Source organism: Marinomonas vaga (assembly GCF_055388305.1).
Genome location: NZ_AP043903.1, coordinates 3,128,443 through 3,145,516, shown reverse-complemented (window position 1 = coordinate 3,145,516; position 17,074 = coordinate 3,128,443). Strand labels below are relative to the sequence as shown.

11 protein-coding genes are annotated in these 17,074 nt (G+C 46.6%); 9 read left to right on the top strand and 2 right to left on the bottom strand.

Annotated features, from left to right (window positions below; all coding sequences use genetic code 11):
- The first annotated feature begins 106 nt into the window (after positions 1–106).
- The 9 genes from hpf (at position 107) to ACZ5DR_RS14650 (ending at position 12,346) form a co-directional block, all read left to right on the top strand.
- Entirely contained in the window at positions 107–502 is a 396-nt protein-coding gene (gene hpf / locus ACZ5DR_RS14690) for a ribosome hibernation-promoting factor, HPF/YfiA family (RefSeq protein WP_377367521.1), read from the top strand.
- A gap of 454 nt (positions 503–956) precedes the next feature.
- Positions 957–2,312, top strand: a complete 1,356-nt coding sequence (locus ACZ5DR_RS14685; RefSeq protein WP_464543926.1) for a CmpA/NrtA family ABC transporter substrate-binding protein — start codon at positions 957–959, stop codon at positions 2,310–2,312.
- 67 nt (positions 2,313–2,379) lie between these two features.
- Positions 2,380–3,351, top strand: coding sequence for an ABC transporter permease (locus tag ACZ5DR_RS14680; RefSeq protein WP_377367517.1), 972 nt, complete (start codon positions 2,380–2,382; stop codon positions 3,349–3,351).
- A 27-nt stretch (positions 3,352–3,378) separates the two neighbouring features.
- Positions 3,379–4,221, top strand: a complete 843-nt coding sequence (locus ACZ5DR_RS14675) for an ABC transporter ATP-binding protein (protein WP_377367515.1) — start codon at positions 3,379–3,381, stop codon at positions 4,219–4,221.
- Positions 4,214–5,449 (top strand): NAD(P)/FAD-dependent oxidoreductase, encoded by a 1,236-nt coding sequence (locus tag ACZ5DR_RS14670; RefSeq protein ID WP_377367513.1) that lies wholly within the window; start codon positions 4,214–4,216, stop codon positions 5,447–5,449. The genes ACZ5DR_RS14675 and ACZ5DR_RS14670 overlap by 8 nt, the downstream gene beginning before the upstream one ends.
- Before the next feature lie 58 nt (positions 5,450–5,507).
- Positions 5,508–8,054 carry a nitrite reductase large subunit NirB gene (gene nirB, locus ACZ5DR_RS14665; protein WP_377367511.1) on the top strand — a complete coding sequence of 849 codons (2,547 nt, stop codon included), beginning with the start codon at positions 5,508–5,510 and terminating at the stop codon, positions 8,052–8,054.
- Between the two features lie 11 nt (positions 8,055–8,065).
- Positions 8,066–8,395: a nitrite reductase small subunit NirD gene (gene nirD, locus ACZ5DR_RS14660; RefSeq protein WP_377367509.1), complete on the top strand. Its 330-nt coding sequence runs from the start codon at positions 8,066–8,068 to the stop codon at positions 8,393–8,395.
- A gap of 298 nt (positions 8,396–8,693) precedes the next feature.
- Positions 8,694–11,366, top strand: a complete 2,673-nt coding sequence (locus tag ACZ5DR_RS14655; protein WP_377367507.1) for a nitrate reductase — start codon at positions 8,694–8,696, stop codon at positions 11,364–11,366.
- Positions 11,363–12,346, top strand: a complete 984-nt coding sequence (locus ACZ5DR_RS14650; protein ID WP_377367505.1) for a glycosyl transferase family protein — start codon at positions 11,363–11,365, stop codon at positions 12,344–12,346. Before ACZ5DR_RS14655 ends, ACZ5DR_RS14650 begins: the two co-directional genes overlap by 4 nt.
- Before the next feature lie 69 nt (positions 12,347–12,415).
- Here ACZ5DR_RS14650 and acnB read toward each other — a convergent pair whose 3' ends face one another.
- Both acnB and ACZ5DR_RS14640 read right to left on the bottom strand, forming a co-directional pair.
- On the bottom strand, positions 12,416–15,016 hold the full coding sequence (gene acnB, locus ACZ5DR_RS14645; RefSeq protein ID WP_377367503.1) for a bifunctional aconitate hydratase 2/2-methylisocitrate dehydratase: 2,601 nt from the start codon (positions 15,014–15,016) through the stop codon (positions 12,416–12,418).
- Between the two features lie 229 nt (positions 15,017–15,245).
- Positions 15,246–16,982 (bottom strand): SUMF1/EgtB/PvdO family nonheme iron enzyme, encoded by a 1,737-nt coding sequence (locus tag ACZ5DR_RS14640; RefSeq protein WP_377367500.1) that lies wholly within the window; start codon positions 16,980–16,982, stop codon positions 15,246–15,248.
- Positions 16,983–17,074 lie beyond the last annotated feature (92 nt).

Here is a 17,074-nt window from a genome sequence, read left to right as displayed (position 1 = left end):
ACATATCTCCTGTTGAAAAAGCCTTACATCACCCCTAGGTTTATTAGTGTGACAATGAAACGCTAAACGTCCCCGAGCAAAGGGGATAGGAAGAAGGAAACAAAATATGTACACACTAGATATCAGCGGTCACCATGTTCACACTACTGAAGAAGTTCAGGCGATTATCAAAGAGGGAATGGATTATTTAGCTGAAATCAACAGCCATATTACTTCAATAAAAGTTATCGTTAACTCAGAGAACCATCACAACAAAAGCGAGCTTATTGTAGAAGCTCGAGTACATATACCTGGTCACGATTTATTTGCGACCGTCACCACAGACAAACAATTGAGCCTTGCGGTTGATATGCTAGCCGAAAAGCTTGAAAAGCAATTACTCAAACATAAATCAAAACATGAAGGGCGCAAGCATCACCCTGATGCCCGTGATGTTGAATCAGTCGAAGAGCGAGAAGAGCAGGAAGAATTTAATGAGCTCGAACGCCGTGATGCTATCTAATAGCATCCACGATAATAGTACCTACTAAAAAGAAACCCGCTAAGGCGGGTTTTTTTATGATCGGGAATTAAGAAATAGGGCATTTATGATCGGATCACTTATGGCTTTTTTGGAGCACAGCATGCGCACTGATAGTGCAAAAAAAGATCACACTCCTTCGGTGTGATTAATCTTAAATTCTATATTATTGAAATAAAAGGGTTTTATTGTTTTGGCACGGAGTGTGCTTACTATTAGATGATTAAAAATTGATAGATGTGGTGCCAACGTAGGCATGACATCAATGTCTTTAAGCATTCAAAGTAGAATGTTAACGACTGGCAAAGGCGCCTGAGAAACCACCTAAGTGGCATTCTCAGGCGCCTTTTTTTTGCTTTTAAAACACCGAAAACGGAGTTTGACCATGACGTTAAATGCCTTGAAAACTGTTCTACCTACTTCTAATTATCGAACAATGAATAAACTTAGCGCGGCAATCATTGTCGGCGCTGGGTTGTTGTCTGGTGTGGCGCAAGCTGAACTAGGCTACCCAGAAAAAGAAGAACTGAAGTTTGGCTTCATTAAATTAACAGACATGGCGCCATTAGCGGTGGCATATGAGAAAGGCTACTTCGAAGATGAAGGCCTATACGTAACTCTTGAAGCGCAAGCCAACTGGAAAGTGCTTTTGGACCGAGTCATTGACGGTCAGCTTGATGGCGCGCACATGTTGGCGGGTCAACCTTTAGGTGCAACCATCGGCTATGGTACCCAAGCACACATCATCACAGCTTTTAGCATGGACTTAAATGGTAACGGTATTACCGTATCCAATGATGTTTGGGATGAAATGAAGAAAAACATTCCAAATGGACCGGATGGAAAACCTGTTCACCCAATCAGTGCCAGTGCATTGAAGCCAGTGATTGATCAATACAAATCTCAAGGTAAGCCATTTAACATGGGCATGGTATTCCCAGTATCGACCCATAACTATGAACTGCGCTACTGGTTGGCGGCGGGCGGTATTAACCCAGGCTTTTATGCGCCAGCAAAAGGCGATACTAGTGGTCAAATCAATGCAGAAGCTTTCCTATCTGTCACACCTCCACCACAAATGCCAGCGACTATGGAAGCCGGAACCATCTATGGTTACTGCGTAGGTGAGCCTTGGAACCAGCAAGCCGTATTCAAAGGGATCGGTGTACCAGTCATCACGGACTATGAAATCTGGCGTAATAACCCTGAGAAAGTATTTGGCGTGAGCGGTGACTGGGCAGAAGAGAACCCAATTACCCACATCCGTGTTGTAAAAGCCATGATTCGTGCAGCGAAATGGTTGGACGAAAACAACAACGCAAACCGTCCTGAAGCGGTAGAGATCTTGTCCCGTAGTGAATACGTTGGTGCAGATTACGATGTCATCGCTAACAGTATGACGGGTACCTTTGAATACGAAAAAGGTGACAAGCGTGAAATCCCTGACTTCAACGTATTCTTCCGTCACAACGCAACCTACCCGTACTACAGCGATGCTATCTGGTACCTAACGCAAATGCGTCGTTGGGGGCAAATTTCAGAAGGCAAGTCTGATCAGTGGTACATGGACACAGCGAAATCTGTTTACCGCCCAGACATTTATGCTGAAGCAGCGAAATCCTTGATTGAAGAGGGTGTGATGATGGCGTCTGAATTCCCTGATTTCGAAACAGAAACTGGCTTCAAACCACCTCAAACCGGTTTCATCGATGGCAAAGTCTACGATGGTACGCGTCCTAATGAATACCTAGGTAAATTTGAGATCGGTCTAAAAGGCGACGAGCAGATTTAAACCTCTGGGGCTTGGGTCTTGCCATAGGCCCAAGCTCAAGTTGCACGTTATTTAGAGAGAGAATGACATGACCTTATCAATGTTTTCAAAATCGTCTATCAAAGACTGGTTAACAGGAATTTCACTTAAGAAAGCCCTGTTTCCAGTTATAGGTATCTTAGTCTTTTTAGTGCTGTGGCAGGCTGGCGCTAGTCGAGTTGATACGTCTCTGGGTACTTTTCCTGGGCCTGTAAAAGTATATGAACAGTGGAACAGCCTCGTAGATGACCATCAGCGAGAACGAGTAAAAGAGTCGTCCTTTTACGAGCGTCAAGAAAAACGTATTGCTGATCGCCAAGCAAAAGATCCAAGTTATGTGGGCAAAATTCGTGCTTACACAGGTAAGCCTACATTTTTTGATCAGATCTTTACCAGCCTCTACACGGTACTAGCAGGCTTTGGTTTGGCTACTTTGATCGCGATCCCAGTGGGGATTTTGATTGGGTTAAATAGCTCTGTTTACAGCGCGCTAAATCCTGTGATTCAGGTGTTTAAACCCGTATCTCCACTCGCTTGGTTGCCCCTTGTGACCATGGTGGTAAGTGCGTCCTATGTGTCGGATGATCCAATGTTTTCTAAGTCGTTTTTGACTTCTATGTTCACCGTAACGCTTTGCTGTATGTGGCCAACTTTGATCAATACTGCTGTTGGTGTGGCCGCGGTGGAAAAAGATCTTCTAAACGTTTCTAAAGTACTGCGTTTAGGTTGGATGACTCATGTAATCAAGATTGTTATCCCTTCTGCTATCCCACTGATGTTTACGGGTTTGCGTTTGTCATTAGGGATTGCGTGGATGGTGTTGATCGCGGCAGAAATGCTGGCTCAGAACCCGGGGCTAGGCAAATTTGTATGGGACGAATTCCAAAATGGTAGTTCAGATTCTTTAGGTCGCATTATGGTGGCAGTACTGATGATCGGTTTCATTGGTTTCTTGTTAGACCGTGCAATGCTGATGCTACAACGCTATGTGTCTTGGGACAAAACCCAAGTACTACGTTAATCACATGGCATATACGAGGAAAAAATTATGACAACGCATTTAGACATCAGCCAAGTTTCCATTGAGTTTCCAACCCCTAAAGGCCCCTTTAAAGCCCTTGATGGTGTGAACCTAAAAATTGAGAAAGGTGAGTTTGTCTCCCTGATTGGCCACTCAGGCTGTGGTAAATCCACAGTATTAAATATCGTTGCAGGGCTTTATGACGCCACGTCTGGTGGGGTGTTATTGGATGGTAAAGAAGTCCGCGGCCCTGGCCCAGAGCGTGCGGTAGTGTTCCAAAACCATTCTTTACTGCCTTGGTTGACGTCCTATGAAAACGTGGAGTTGGCGGTTAAGCAGGTGTTTCGTAAAACCAAGTCCAAAAAGGAAATGCATGATTGGATCATGCACAACCTTGAGTTGGTGCATATGACCCATGCAGCGGATAAACGCCCTGATGAAATTTCTGGTGGTATGAAGCAGCGTGTGGGCATTGCCCGAGCCTTGGCGATGGAGCCGAGTGTACTGCTGATGGATGAGCCATTTGGTGCTTTGGACGCTTTGACCCGTGCCCATTTACAAGACTCATTGATGGAAATTCAAAAAGATCTTAACAACACAGTGATCATGATCACTCACGATGTAGATGAAGCGGTATTGTTGTCTGACCGTATTGTAATGATGACTAATGGTCCAGCGGCGACTGTGGGTGAGGTGCTACATGTAGATCTTGAGCGTCCACGAGATCGACTTGCTCTAGCAAATGACCCTAAGTATGTGGATTACCGTGCGCAAGTGCTGACATTCCTATATGAGAAGCAGCGTAAGGTAGAGCCTATCGCAGCGGCTTCTAATAGCAAAAAAGCAAAGGCAAAAGTAGTCAATGGTTAGTTTAGTGGCTGTTGAGTCATTGCCTCGTCTTATCATCATTGGTGGTGGTATGGCGGGTAGTCGTTTGGCCCATGATCTTATGGCAACGGAGGCGGGTTATCAGGTTACCTTGATCAGTGAAGAAGCCCAAGTTGGCTATAACCGCATCATGTTGTCTGCACTGCTGGCTAAAGAGATTGACGCCAAAGACATGCCTTTGGTGGATATTCAGGGCATGCGTGAAAAAGGCCTAGAAGTGGTTGCTGGGGATGCGGCTGCCAATATTGATACTCATAGGCGCTTAGTTGTTTTAGCAAGCGGGCGTGAGCTTCAGTATGACAAACTTGTTTTTGCTACGGGTTCTAGGGCCAGTATTTTGCCAATTGATGGCAGCAAAGCTTCAAACGTGATTGGTTTTCGTAATTGGCAGGACACACAAGTTCTGTCGGAGTTACCGAGCACAGCACACGTTTCTGTGATTGGTGGGGGGCTTTTGGGCTTAGAAGCGGCAGTGGGATTGGCAAAAAAAGGTCACCCTGTCACTGTTTATCACCGCTCTGGATGGATCTTAAACCGCCAGTTGGATGAGGCGGCAGCTAAGATGCTGCAAGCACAGCTAGAAAAGTATGGCGTTACGTTCCGACTAGGGCAGACACCAGAAAAATTTAAGTGTAACGCTGTGGGTAAGGTGATTGCCATCCTTGGCAAAGATCATATTCAGCCAGCGGATTTAGTTGTAATGGCTGCTGGTATTACCCCAGAAATTGAGCTCGCTAAAGCGGCAGGAATAACTACGAATAAGGCGATCATTGTAGACGCCCAGCTTCGTACGTCCCACGACGATGTGTATGCCATTGGTGAATGTTGTGAGTTTGAATCTCAAACCTTTGGCTTGGTTGCTCCCATTTGGGATCAATTGAAGGTCTTGCTAAAGACACTGGGGAAGACCCCTTCAGTTTTTACCATCGAAGCTGTACCTACAAAACTGAAGGTATCGGGTGTCAATGTGTTTTCGGTAGGTCGCATTGTGGCAGACGAAGAAGACCAAGAAATTTGCTACACCGACGTAGCAACTGATCATTATCGCAAACTACTGATCAATGGTGATCAGCTAGTGGGCGCAATTCTTTACGGCAATGTCGCCGATGGTAGTTGGTATTTCCAACTGATTCAAAACAAAACGAATGTCTCAAGCATGCTTGATACGTTGATCTTTGGTGAGGCTTATTGCCCCCAAGACGTCGCGTAATAGAACAGAGGCTTCTTATAGCCATCGCTTTGACAGCACCTAAGGTGAGGTAAACATAATGACGACTTCTACTAAAAAATTGAATCTTGTAGTGGTAGGTAATGGCATGGTTGGCCACCACTTCATTGAAAGCCTAATTGAGCAGGGCGGCCACGAGCAATTCAGTATTACTGTGTTTGGTGAAGAACCACATTTAGCATACGACCGTGTGCATCTGAGCGAATATTTCCAAGGTAAAGGCGCTGCAGATCTTGCTATGACCGATGGCAGCCTCTACGACGATAATGGCGTGAAATACGTTACTGATTGTCTTGTGACGGGGATTGACCGTGAAGCCAAAAAGGTGGTTTTAAAGGACGGTACAGAAGTGGCTTATGACAAGCTGGTATTGTCCACTGGCTCATTTCCATTTGTTCCGCCTATTCCTGGCCATGACCGCGCCAACACATTTGTTTACCGTACTTTGGAAGACTTGGATGCGATCCGCGATTGCGCAGCTAACGTTAAGACAGGCACCGTTGTCGGGGGTGGCCTGCTGGGTCTTGAAGCAGCTAATGCCCTACAAAATTTGGGTCTAACCACTCATGTGGTGGAGTTTGCGCCACGCTTAATGCCGGTTCAATTAGACGAACAGGGTGGTGAAGTTCTAAAAGGCATGATTGAGGGACTTGGGGTTGCCGTACATACCGCAACAGCGACCAATGAAATTGTCGATGGAGAGCAAGCGTTCCACCGAATGAACTTCGCAGACGGCTCACATCTTGAAACCGATCTTATCCTATTTTCGGCGGGCATTCGTCCTCAGGACGCTCTGGCTAAACAATCAGGCCTAGAAGTTGGGGAGCGTGGCGGTATCGTCATTAACAACGACTGCCAAACATCAGACGAAAATATCTATGCCATTGGTGAATGTGCCCTTTGGAACAATCGACTTTATGGTTTGGTTGCCCCGGGTTACACCATGGCAAAAGCGGCAGCAGCAAATCTGCTAGGCCAAAGTGACAAAGCCTTTATGGGTGCGGACATGAGCACCAAGCTTAAATTGCTAGGTTGTGATGTGGGTTCTGTGGGGGATGCCCACGCCGCCACTCAAGGCAGCAAAGTTTTTGTTTATCAAGATCAGTTAAGTAATGCTTACCGCAAAATGGTCGTATCCGAAGATGGTAAGAAGCTCTTGGGAGCAGTGCTGGTGGGTGATAACAGTTATTACGACACCTTGTTGCAGTATTACTTGAATGGTATTGATCTTCCTGAGCAAGCTCAGTCACTGATTCTTCCTGCTGGCTCTGGTGCGCCTGCAGCCTTGGGAGTGGATGCTTTGCCTGCGACAGCGTCCATCTGTAGCTGTCATAACGTGACCAAGCAAGACATCTCTGATGCCGTATGTGGTGGGGCATTAAGCCTTGGTGATGTGAAAGGCGCCACTAAGGCAGCGACTGGTTGTGGTGGCTGTGCTGCCTTGCTTAAAAAGTGTGTTGATCATGAGCTCCTTGCTCTTGGGGTTGAAGTCAGCACGGATATTTGTGAGCACTTTGCCTACACCCGCCAAGATCTATACAACTTGGTCAAGGTAGAAGGCATCAAGAGTTTCCAAGAGCTTTTAGACAAACATGGCAAAGGGCACGGTTGTGAAATTTGTAAACCAGCTGTTGGCTCTATCCTAGCCAGTGTTTGGAATGACTATGTATTGAAAGATAATCACATTGCCCTGCAGGACACTAATGATCGTTTCTTAGCAAACATGCAGAAAGACGGAACCTACTCCATCGTTCCTCGTGTACCGGGTGGCGAAATCACCGCGGAGAAGCTCATCGCCTTAGGTGAAGTTGCAAAAGAATATGGCTTATACACAAAGATCACCGGTGGACAACGTATCGATTTGTTTGGGGCAACGGTGAGCCAACTGCCAGAGATTTGGGGCAAATTAATCGACGCAGGCTTTGAAACGGGCCAAGCCTACGGTAAGTCTCTACGTACAGTGAAGTCATGTGTGGGGAGTACTTGGTGTCGATACGGGGTTAATGACAGTTTGTCCATGGCCATTGCATTGGAGAATCGCTACAAAGGTCTGCGCGCTCCTCACAAAATCAAGTTTGCCGTGTCTGGCTGTACTCGTGAGTGTGCGGAAGCACAAAGTAAAGACATTGGTGTCATTGCTACAGAAGGCGGCTGGAACCTCTATGTATGTGGTAACGGTGGTATGAAGCCACGTCATGGGGATTTGTTTGCTAAAGACTTAGACGACGACACGCTTATTCAATACATAGATCGCATCTTAATGTTCTATGTGAAAACAGCGGATCGTTTACAGCGTACCTCTGTTTGGATGGACAACCTAGAAGGTGGTTTGGATTATCTAAAAGATGTGGTTATCAACGACAAACTGGGTCTGTGTGAAGAATTAGAAGCACAAATGACGCATGTGGTTGATACCTTCCAGTGTGAATGGAAAACCACTTTGGAAGATAAAGAAGCCCTTAAAAACTTCCGTCAGTTCGTTAACTTAGATGCCAAAGACGAAAACGTTGTATTTGTTCAAGAGCGAGACCAAATACGCCCAGCAACGGCCGAAGAAAAAGCCCAATTGATTGCGAAAGCAGTATAGGAGACATCATTATGCAGTGGACTAAAGTCTGTGAAAAAAGTGACCTTATTGCGGGTGCAGGCGTTGCGGCACTGGTTCAAGGTAATCAATTAGCGTTGTTTTACGTGCCACAAAGTGAGCAGCAAGTCTTTGCGTTATCTAACTGGGATCCAGCGGGTAAGGCTAATGTGTTGTCTCGTGGCATCGTTGGTCATTTGGGTGGCCAATGGGTGGTAGCGAGCCCGCTTTATAAGCAACATTTTGCGTTAGAAACAGGCCTTTGTATGGAAGAGTCTCTGAATGTTTCGACTTGGCAGACAAAGGTAGAGGACGATGGCATCTATGTTGGTGTGATGAATTAAAGTGGTGCGAGGTGCCATAAACCTGTGCAAATTGGTGCAAATAGGAGGGGCGCTCCACGTTAATCTCATTAAGTGTTACCCGAAATCTCAAGAAATAGGGTGTTTCAAAGAAGATTTCAAAGTTGGCCTGCGGATTGCATTAATAAAAATAACTGTCGCACCGTAGGCCGATGAAGGTTTACACATAAAGCATACAGATACTACAAAAGGCAACGGAGCCCGATATCTTCCTAGAAGGTGTCGGGCTTTTTTATGCCTAACGTTTTAGTTTTTAATCGTGAGTGTGAGGAGAAAGCCTATGTCTGCTTCTGCCGTCAAGACCACCTGTCCCTATTGCGGTGTAGGTTGTGGAGTCAACTTATCGAGCCGAGCATCAAATAGAGTTGTCCCTCCTGTCTCTGGTGATAAATCTCATCCAGCTAATTTTGGTCGCTTGTGTGTGAAGGGCAGTAGCTTGGCGGAAACCATCACGCCAAAAGGTCGTTTGTTACAGCCTATGATCAACAACAAAACGGTCACTTGGGAGGCTGCTACGGATGCAATCAGTGCAAAGATTAAACAGGTTACTGAAGAGTTTGGTCCCGATGCTTTTGCGTTTTATCTATCCGGTCAAATCCTGACAGAAGATTACTATGTGGCGAATAAGCTGGCGAAAGGATTCATCGGCACGGCAAATGTCGATACAAACTCTCGTTTATGCATGGCTTCAGCCGTTGTCGGTTATAAACGAGCCTTTGGCTCTGATACGGTGCCATGTTCTTACGAAGATCTAGAGCTTTGTGATCTATTGATCATGGTTGGCTCTAATGCTGCTTGGACACATCCGGTGTTGTTCCAACGTATTAGTGCTGCTAAGGCGAAACGCCCAGATATGAAAATCGTGGTGATTGATCCAAGAAGGACGGCCACTTGCGACATTGCGGATCTTCATTTGTCATTAAAACCCGGTACCGATGCCGCAATATTCTCTTATTTACTGCAAGACAGTGCCCATGAGCACCTGTTAGATGCTGAGTTTGTTTGCACCCATACCGAAGGCTTTGATCAGGCCTTAGCCCAAGCAGAACAGTCAACACCAACACTGGAGGCAACCGCTGATTTCTGTGGTTTAGCAGCGGATTCACTTCTTCAGTTACGTGACTGGTGGCGTAGCACCCCTAAAACAGTCACTTTCTACTCCCAAGGCGTTAATCAATCTTCTTCAGGAGTAGATAAGTGTAATGCCATTATTAACTGTCATCTGGCCACTGGGCGCCTTGGTAAAGTCGGAGCAGGACCATTTTCCATTACTGGTCAACCTAACGCTATGGGGGGCCGCGAGGTGGGTGGGTTAGCAAATCAATTGGCTGCCCACATGGATTTTGCGACGCCTGGTGCAATTGATTTAGTGCAACGATTTTGGCAAGCGCCTAATATGGCAACGGAAAACGGTTTGAAGGCCGTTGATATGTTCAATGCCATAGAAGCTGGGGATATAAAAGTCCTCTGGATTATGGCCACTAATCCCATGGTCAGTTTGCCGAATACAGCACAAGTTAAGCGAGCGCTGGAAAAGTGTGAGCTCGTAATCGTTAGTGATTACAAAATGGGGACAGACACTTCGGCGTTTGCGGATATTTTACTGCCAGCAACGGGATGGAGTGAGAAAGACGGCACGGTGACAAACTCGGAACGCCGACTGTCACGTCAACGGGGCTTACTTCCGCCTGCGGGTGAAGCTAAGCATGACTGGCAGGCCATTTGTGACGTCGCGACTAAGTTAGGTTTTGGGGAGGCGTTTAACTTCAAAGGCCCCCACGAGATTTTTGCAGAACATGCGGCCTTGTCTGGGTTTGAGAATGACGGAAAGCGTGACTTTGATATCAGTGCTTTTGAATCCATTACTAAGCAAGAATACGATGCGTTAGTACCCGTACAGTGGCCAGTAAACAAGGCTAACCCTCAGGGAACAGCGCGCATGTTTACCGACAAGCGTTTCTTTACGCCCTCTGGCAAAGCTCGATTCGTGCCGATTACCCCTGCGCTGCCTAAACAGCTTCCAAATGATGAATACCCATTTACCCTGAATACCGGGCGAGTACGTGACCAATGGCACACCATGACACGTACGGGAGATGCGGCCTCATTAAGTCGTCATCTGGCTCAACCCTTTATCGAGATACATCCAGAGGATGCGCAATCTCAAGGAATAAAAGACAAAACCCTGGTTAAAGTGTTTTCACCTTATGGCCGAGCTTTGCTGAAGGCTAAAGTGACGGATGCTGTTGCAAAAGGCTCCGTATTCGTTCCTATTCATTGGACTCAGCAGTTTTCTAATGCATCCATTGTCTCTGCTTTGATTCCAAGTGAAGTGGATCCTTTGTCTGGTCAACCTGAATCAAAGCACGCAAGAGTCACGTTAGAGCCATTTAAACAGGTGAAGTACGGATCAATTGTCTCAGAGGTGCCATTAGATTTGTCTGACTGTCTGTACTGGTGTGCTGTGACCAGCGACCATGGATATCGCTATGAAGTGGTATGGCCCACTGAAATGCCCATAAAAGCATTCAAAGATCGATTCGCTCGATTATTGCCTAAAACAGCACAATGGGTGGAATACACTAATCCCCACAATCAGCAAATTCGTTTGGCTGGCGTCACAAAAGACCGCTTAAAACTGGTGGTTTACATTAGTGATAATCCCATGGTGGCGACGACAGATTGGCTAACGTCTATGTTGGCACCAAAGCAAACCTTAACTGAGATGGATCGCATGGCGCTGTTAGTGGGCACGCCAGCTAATGTAGAGGATAAAGGCGAAATCGTATGTGCTTGCTTCCAAGTGGGGACTAAGCAAATAAATCAAGCCGTAGAGGGCGGTGCTCGTTCCCCTGAAGCTTTAGGTAAAACCCTTAAATGTGGCACGAATTGTGGTTCCTGTATTCCAGAGCTTAAAACACTGATTGCTAGTAATAAGGAGACGGCAGTATGAGTAGAGGATTCACCCCCTACATTCAAACCCTTGGTCGCGGTAAAAAAGGGGCCCGTCCTTTAACCACTGATGAAGCATATACCGCCATGACCATGATGCTTAATGGGGATGTGGCGCCAGAGCAAGAAGGAGCGTTTTGGATGCTCATCCGTATTCGTGAAGAAACCGCTGACGAAACCGTTGGATTTACCAAAGCGGTACGTGAATACTTAGGGGCAACTTCTGGGGCAGATTGTGTGGATCTAGATTGGCCAGCCTATGCGGGTAAACGTAATGAGTTGCCTTGGTTTCTGTTAGCTGCATTGGCTTTGGCTGATTCTGGGATTCGCGTTTTGATGCATGGACACTCTTTTGAAGGGGAAGACCGGCTCTACGTTGATGAAGTGATTTCATCCCTTGGTCTGCCAGTTTGTTTAACCAAAAGTTCCGCCTCTAGGGCATTACAAGAACGTCAGTTTGCCTACATGCCATTAGCCAGTATTAGTCAAAAATTGGCGCAGATGATGGATCTTAAATACATTCTAGGACTGCGTTCCCCGGTCAATACAGTGGTACGAATGATGAATCCGTTCCAAGCCCCCCACAGTGTTCATGGGGTATTTCATAAAGGCTATGACGAATTGCATATCGAAGCCTGCGAAAAGCTAGGTGATCCGTCTGTATTGGTATTCCGTGGCGGTAATGGTGAAGTGGAAGTCAATCCTGAGCGTGACGTGGTATTAGGTAAGCGCCAAAGTGGGGAAACTTCATGGTCCACTTGGGAAAAAGCAGAACAGCAACACAAACGCATGAAAGGTAACCTAGATTTAGGTCGCCTGATTAGCCACTGGCGAGGGGACGCAATTGACCCCTTTGGCGAACAGGCTGTTCGTCAGACTTTGGCTTCGGTAGTGGGGTTAATACATCACCGAACAGATCATCAAGAATGCTTAGATCTTGCAGACCAAATTTGGCGTAGCCGACAGCTAGATAAATTGTGATCTGCGGGAGTTATCTATAAAAAAGCCCACCTAGTCTTCTAGGTGGGCTTTTTGTGTATTGGGCACCTGTTAGGCTGTGGCATCTGTTGCAATAACAGATGAAGCCTTTTTGACATAGTCGCCCATTTGGTCGAAGTTCAAGTAATCATAAATCTCTGCAGACATGCTGTTAATCTTACTTGCGTATTCTAGGTACTCTTCAGGGGTAGGGAGCTTACCTAATAAAGAGGACACCGCTGCTAATTCCGCAGAAGCAAGATATACGTCAGCACCATTACCCAAACGGTTTGGGAAGTTACGGGTAGAAGTGGACACCACAGTGGCTTTGTCCGCTACGCGGGCTTGGTTACCCATACATAATGAACAGCCCGGCATTTCCACCCGTGCACCGGCTTTACCAAAGATACTGTAATAGCCTTCAGCCGTGAGTTGTTGTTGGTCCATCTTGGTTGGTGGTACTACCCATAGACGGGTTGGTACAGTTTGCCCAGCCGCATCTAACAGTTTGCCCGCTGCACGGAAATGTCCGATGTTGGTCATACAGGAGCCAATAAATACCTCATCAATACTTGCCCCTTGTACTTCTGACAGTAGGCGAGCATCGTCTGGATCATTTGGCGCACACAAGACAGGTTCCTTAATGGTATCCAAATCAATCTCGATAACGGCAGCGTATTCTGCATCCGCATCAGCGCGCATCAAGCTTGGGTTGGCTAGCCATTCCTCCATGGCTTTTGCTCGACGTTCTAAGGTACGAGGGTCCCCATAACCTTCAGAAATCATCCAGCGCAACATGACGATGTTGGATCTTAGGTATTCTGCTACGGATTCTTCCGATAGGTTAATGGTACAACCTGCCGCAGAACGCTCAGCAGAAGCGTCGGAAAGCTCAAAGGCCTGTTCAGCAGTAAGGTGTTCTAGGCCTTCAATTTCTAGAATACGACCAGAGAAGACGTTTTTCTTACCTTTCTTTTCAACAGTAAGATGACCTTCTTTGATGGCTTGAAGGGGGATGGCATGAACCAAATCACGTAGGGTGATTCCGGGCTGCATGGTGCCTTTGAAGCGCACTAAGACAGACTCAGGCATGTCTAATGGCATCACACCTGTGGCAGCAGCAAAGGCCACCAAACCTGACCCCGCTGGAAATGATATGCCTAAAGGGAAACGGGTATGAGAATCGCCACCCGTGCCGACCGTGTCAGGCAGGAGCATCCGATTTAGCCAAGAATGGATAATGCCATCACCGGGGCGTAAAGACACACCGCCACGGTTCATAATAAAGTCAGGCAATGTGTGATGGGTGTTCACATCCACAGGTTTTGGATAGGCTGCAGTATGACAGAAGGACTGCATCACAAGATCTGAGGTGAAGCCAAGGCAGGCCAAGTCTTTTAACTCGTCACGGGTCATTGGGCCGGTAGTATCTTGGGAGCCTACTGTGGTCATTTTCGGTTCACAGTAAGTGTTTGGGCGAACGCCCGGTAAACCACAGGCTTTACCTACCATTTTCTGAGCAAGGGTGAACCCTTTACCGGAATCTTCAATGTCACCTGGTTTCAAGAATAGATCAGAGGCTCCTAATCCTAGTGACTCGCGAGCTTTGGTTGTAAGACCGCGACCCACTATTAACGGAATCCGACCGCCTGCACGCACTTCATCAAGAAGCACTTGGGTTTTTAATGAAAATTTAGCGATCACTTCGTCTGTGTCATGCTTCTTAACAACCCCTTCATATGGGTAAATATCAATCACATCACCCATTTCCATGTTATCTACGTCCATTTCGATGGGGAGTGCACCAGCATCTTCCATGGTGTTAAAGAAGATGGGAGCTATTTTGCCACCGATACAAATACCACCAGAACGTTTGTTTGGAATAAACGGAATGTCTTCACCCATATGCCATAACACAGAGTTGGTGGCAGATTTACGGCTAGAGCCTGTGCCCACAACGTCACCCACATACGCAAGTGGGAAGCCTTTTTCTTTTAATTTTTTGATCTCTGTAATTGGGCCGATTTCACCATCTTTGTCTGGCACTATGCCATCACGTGACATTTTGAGCATGGCGTTAGCATGGAGCGGAATGTCTGGGCGAGACCATGCATCCGGTGCGGGTGATAGGTCATCAGTGTTGGTCTCACCTGGTACTTTAAATACCGTAACCGTGATCTTTTCTTCAAGTTTCGGCTTTTTGGTGAACCATTCGCCATCCGCCCAAGACTGAATAATCTGTTTGGCAAAGCCATTACCAGCATTTGCTTTTTCTTCTACATCATGAAAAGCATCAAAGATAAGAAGGGTGTGGGAGAGGGCGCTTGCAGCAATGGGGGCGATCTCTTCATCATCTAAACATTCGATAAGTGGTTGAATGTTATAACCCCCTAGCATGGTTCCTAGGATTTCAGTGGCTTGTTGTTTATCAATGAGTGGAGAAGAAGCGTCACCTTTGGTGATGGCCGCAAGGAAACCGGCTTTGACATAAGCGGCTTCATCAACACCCGCTGGAATACGATTTTTAAGCAGATCAAGAATAAATTCCTCTTCACCTGCGGGTGGGTTCTTAAGAAGTTCAACGAGGGCTGCGGTTTGTTCTGCGTCTAGAGGTGTCGCGGGTATTCCTTCCAAGGCGCGTTCTTCGACATGTTTACGATATGCTTCTAACACAATAGATCCCCTTATTTTGACATCAGTCTATTTAACCGATGTTGTTTAAGCGTTAGCTCAACAACCTTACTGACTCGGATAAAAGTGAGTAAGTTGAGCCTAGCACTGGCAGAAATATTCGTAGTTACATTCTATATAAAAATTTATAGCGCAGGGTTTGACCTGCCATACAAATTTAGAATGAGTGATATTTACCTTACTTATTACATGGTAATTAGGTAAGGGGAACTCATCCATTTATCAAGCGAACAACGCGAAAACCCCAATTACTTGCACGAAGTGTGGGCTCTGCACGATAGCGAGTAGCGCTACGCCCCACCGCAGGAATGTCGAACCAAGAACCTCCTCGCAGTACGCGTCCGGTGCATTGGTCTGAGAGCCAGACTTGGTTTGTGGTGGGGGCACCTTCGTAGTTAGGGTGATAGCAATCCTCGACCCATTCGGCCACATTACCATGCATATCAAACAAACCGAGTGGGTTGCTGGCTTGAGAGCCAACTGGGCCAGTGGAGACACCGTCCCATTGGCTTCCACAGCTTTCACATACGCTGTAACCTGGGCGTACTTCGTTGCCATACCAGAAGGCAGTATCTGAGTTCGCTCTAGCGGAGTATTCCCACTCTATCTCTGTAGGTAATCGGTATTCACTGCCTGTTTGATCGGATAGCCATGCGGTATAGGCTTTTGCATCGTACCAGCTGACATTTATGACAGGGCGGTTGCCTCGCCCCCAGCCATTGTCAGGAGGTAAAACTCTTCCTGTGGCTTTGGCAAAACGGTCATACTGAGCAAAGGTGACTTCAAATTTACTGAAATAGAATCCCGTCGGAATGTCCACTTCTCGCACAGGGGATTCGTTGTCATCACCAACACCATTAATATCCCCCATTTGAAATTTAGCAGGTTCGAGTTTTTCTACCTTAGGTGCGGTGCCGCCATCTTTTAAAGGCTCTTCCAGTATTTGGGGGAGCGCATCAAAAGATCGAGTAGTCGAAGGTGTGGTATTAGGGGCTTCTGCGACACTTGCCTCCGGTGTTGGCCAAAACATATAAGAACCAAGTGCGACGACCGCTATCGCCGAACCAACGCTAGAGGCCAGTATCTTTGTCGGTAAGCCAAAAGTCCGATGCGGGATAGGGGCAGGAATTCTCGCTTTACGTTCCACATTAGGAGAAGCACTTGCCACAAATAGATCAGCACGCAGCAGGCGCATCACCTCCACTAAAGATTTAGGACGGTGGCGCTCGGCGGGTTTAAGCCATTGTTTAATTTTGCTCCAGGTGGCATCGCTTAGGGATTCAATGCTGGTAGGAAGTTTTGCCATGTTACTGGAATCGAGCCAGGATTCTCCAATTAAGGTCGCTACTAGCAAGCGCATAAACATATAGTTGTCAGATAGAGGTGTACTGCTTGAACGGCGCTTTTTGTACTCTGGAGGAATAAACCTTTCATCCATGTCTGTGGCAGTGATTTTTTCCAACCAATGGTGTGATCCAAACCCCGTCAACACGCCAGCACCATTTACAATATGAACACCGTTAAGGTCCATATGCCCATGAACGAAACCCCGTTCATGCACTTGATCCAAGGCTTTAGCAATCGGATCAAAAATACTCAGCACGGTTTTCAAAGGGGCGCCTTCAGGATATTTGCCTAAATAACTGTACAGCCGTTCACCACCACAGAGTGCAGAACTAGAGAAAACCCATAAATCAGAATAAAAAGGAGGGTAATTAGGCGTGATTGCTGAATGCTTAATCTTGGCGTATTTGCGAGCTAAGCTCAAAAATTCATTAACATCGCCTCTTTCTGGCTGATAAAAGCGCAGCACAAAAGACCGGCCTCCTTGGTCAGCCACCCAGACACTTTTATCTTGGCTAAGGGGATAGTTAAGAACGTAGGGATCAACTTCCACTCCGACATGCTGTCCAATAGCAAGTTTGGTAACGTCGTAATACTGATTCATCGGTTAATTGGCATCCAAATCAATGCGTTGCTTATGCTGATTATGTATCTTATCCAGAGTATAATCCGATTTTTGCGATAAAAAAGGTAGAC

Coding starts and splice junctions, on each gene's coding strand:
- ACZ5DR_RS14640 (WP_377367500.1), bottom strand. CDS start 16,982: ATGAATCAGTATTACGACGTTACCAAACTTGCTATTGGACAGCATGTC.
- ACZ5DR_RS14685 (WP_464543926.1), top strand. CDS start 957: ATGAATAAACTTAGCGCGGCAATCATTGTCGGCGCTGGGTTGTTGTCT.
- ACZ5DR_RS14675 (WP_377367515.1), top strand. CDS start 3,379: ATGACAACGCATTTAGACATCAGCCAAGTTTCCATTGAGTTTCCAACC.
- nirB (WP_377367511.1), top strand. CDS start 5,508: ATGACGACTTCTACTAAAAAATTGAATCTTGTAGTGGTAGGTAATGGC.
- ACZ5DR_RS14655 (WP_377367507.1), top strand. CDS start 8,694: ATGTCTGCTTCTGCCGTCAAGACCACCTGTCCCTATTGCGGTGTAGGT.
- hpf (WP_377367521.1), top strand. CDS start 107: ATGTACACACTAGATATCAGCGGTCACCATGTTCACACTACTGAAGAA.
- ACZ5DR_RS14670 (WP_377367513.1), top strand. CDS start 4,214: ATGGTTAGTTTAGTGGCTGTTGAGTCATTGCCTCGTCTTATCATCATT.
- nirD (WP_377367509.1), top strand. CDS start 8,066: ATGCAGTGGACTAAAGTCTGTGAAAAAAGTGACCTTATTGCGGGTGCA.
- ACZ5DR_RS14650 (WP_377367505.1), top strand. CDS start 11,363: ATGAGTAGAGGATTCACCCCCTACATTCAAACCCTTGGTCGCGGTAAA.
- ACZ5DR_RS14680 (WP_377367517.1), top strand. CDS start 2,380: ATGACCTTATCAATGTTTTCAAAATCGTCTATCAAAGACTGGTTAACA.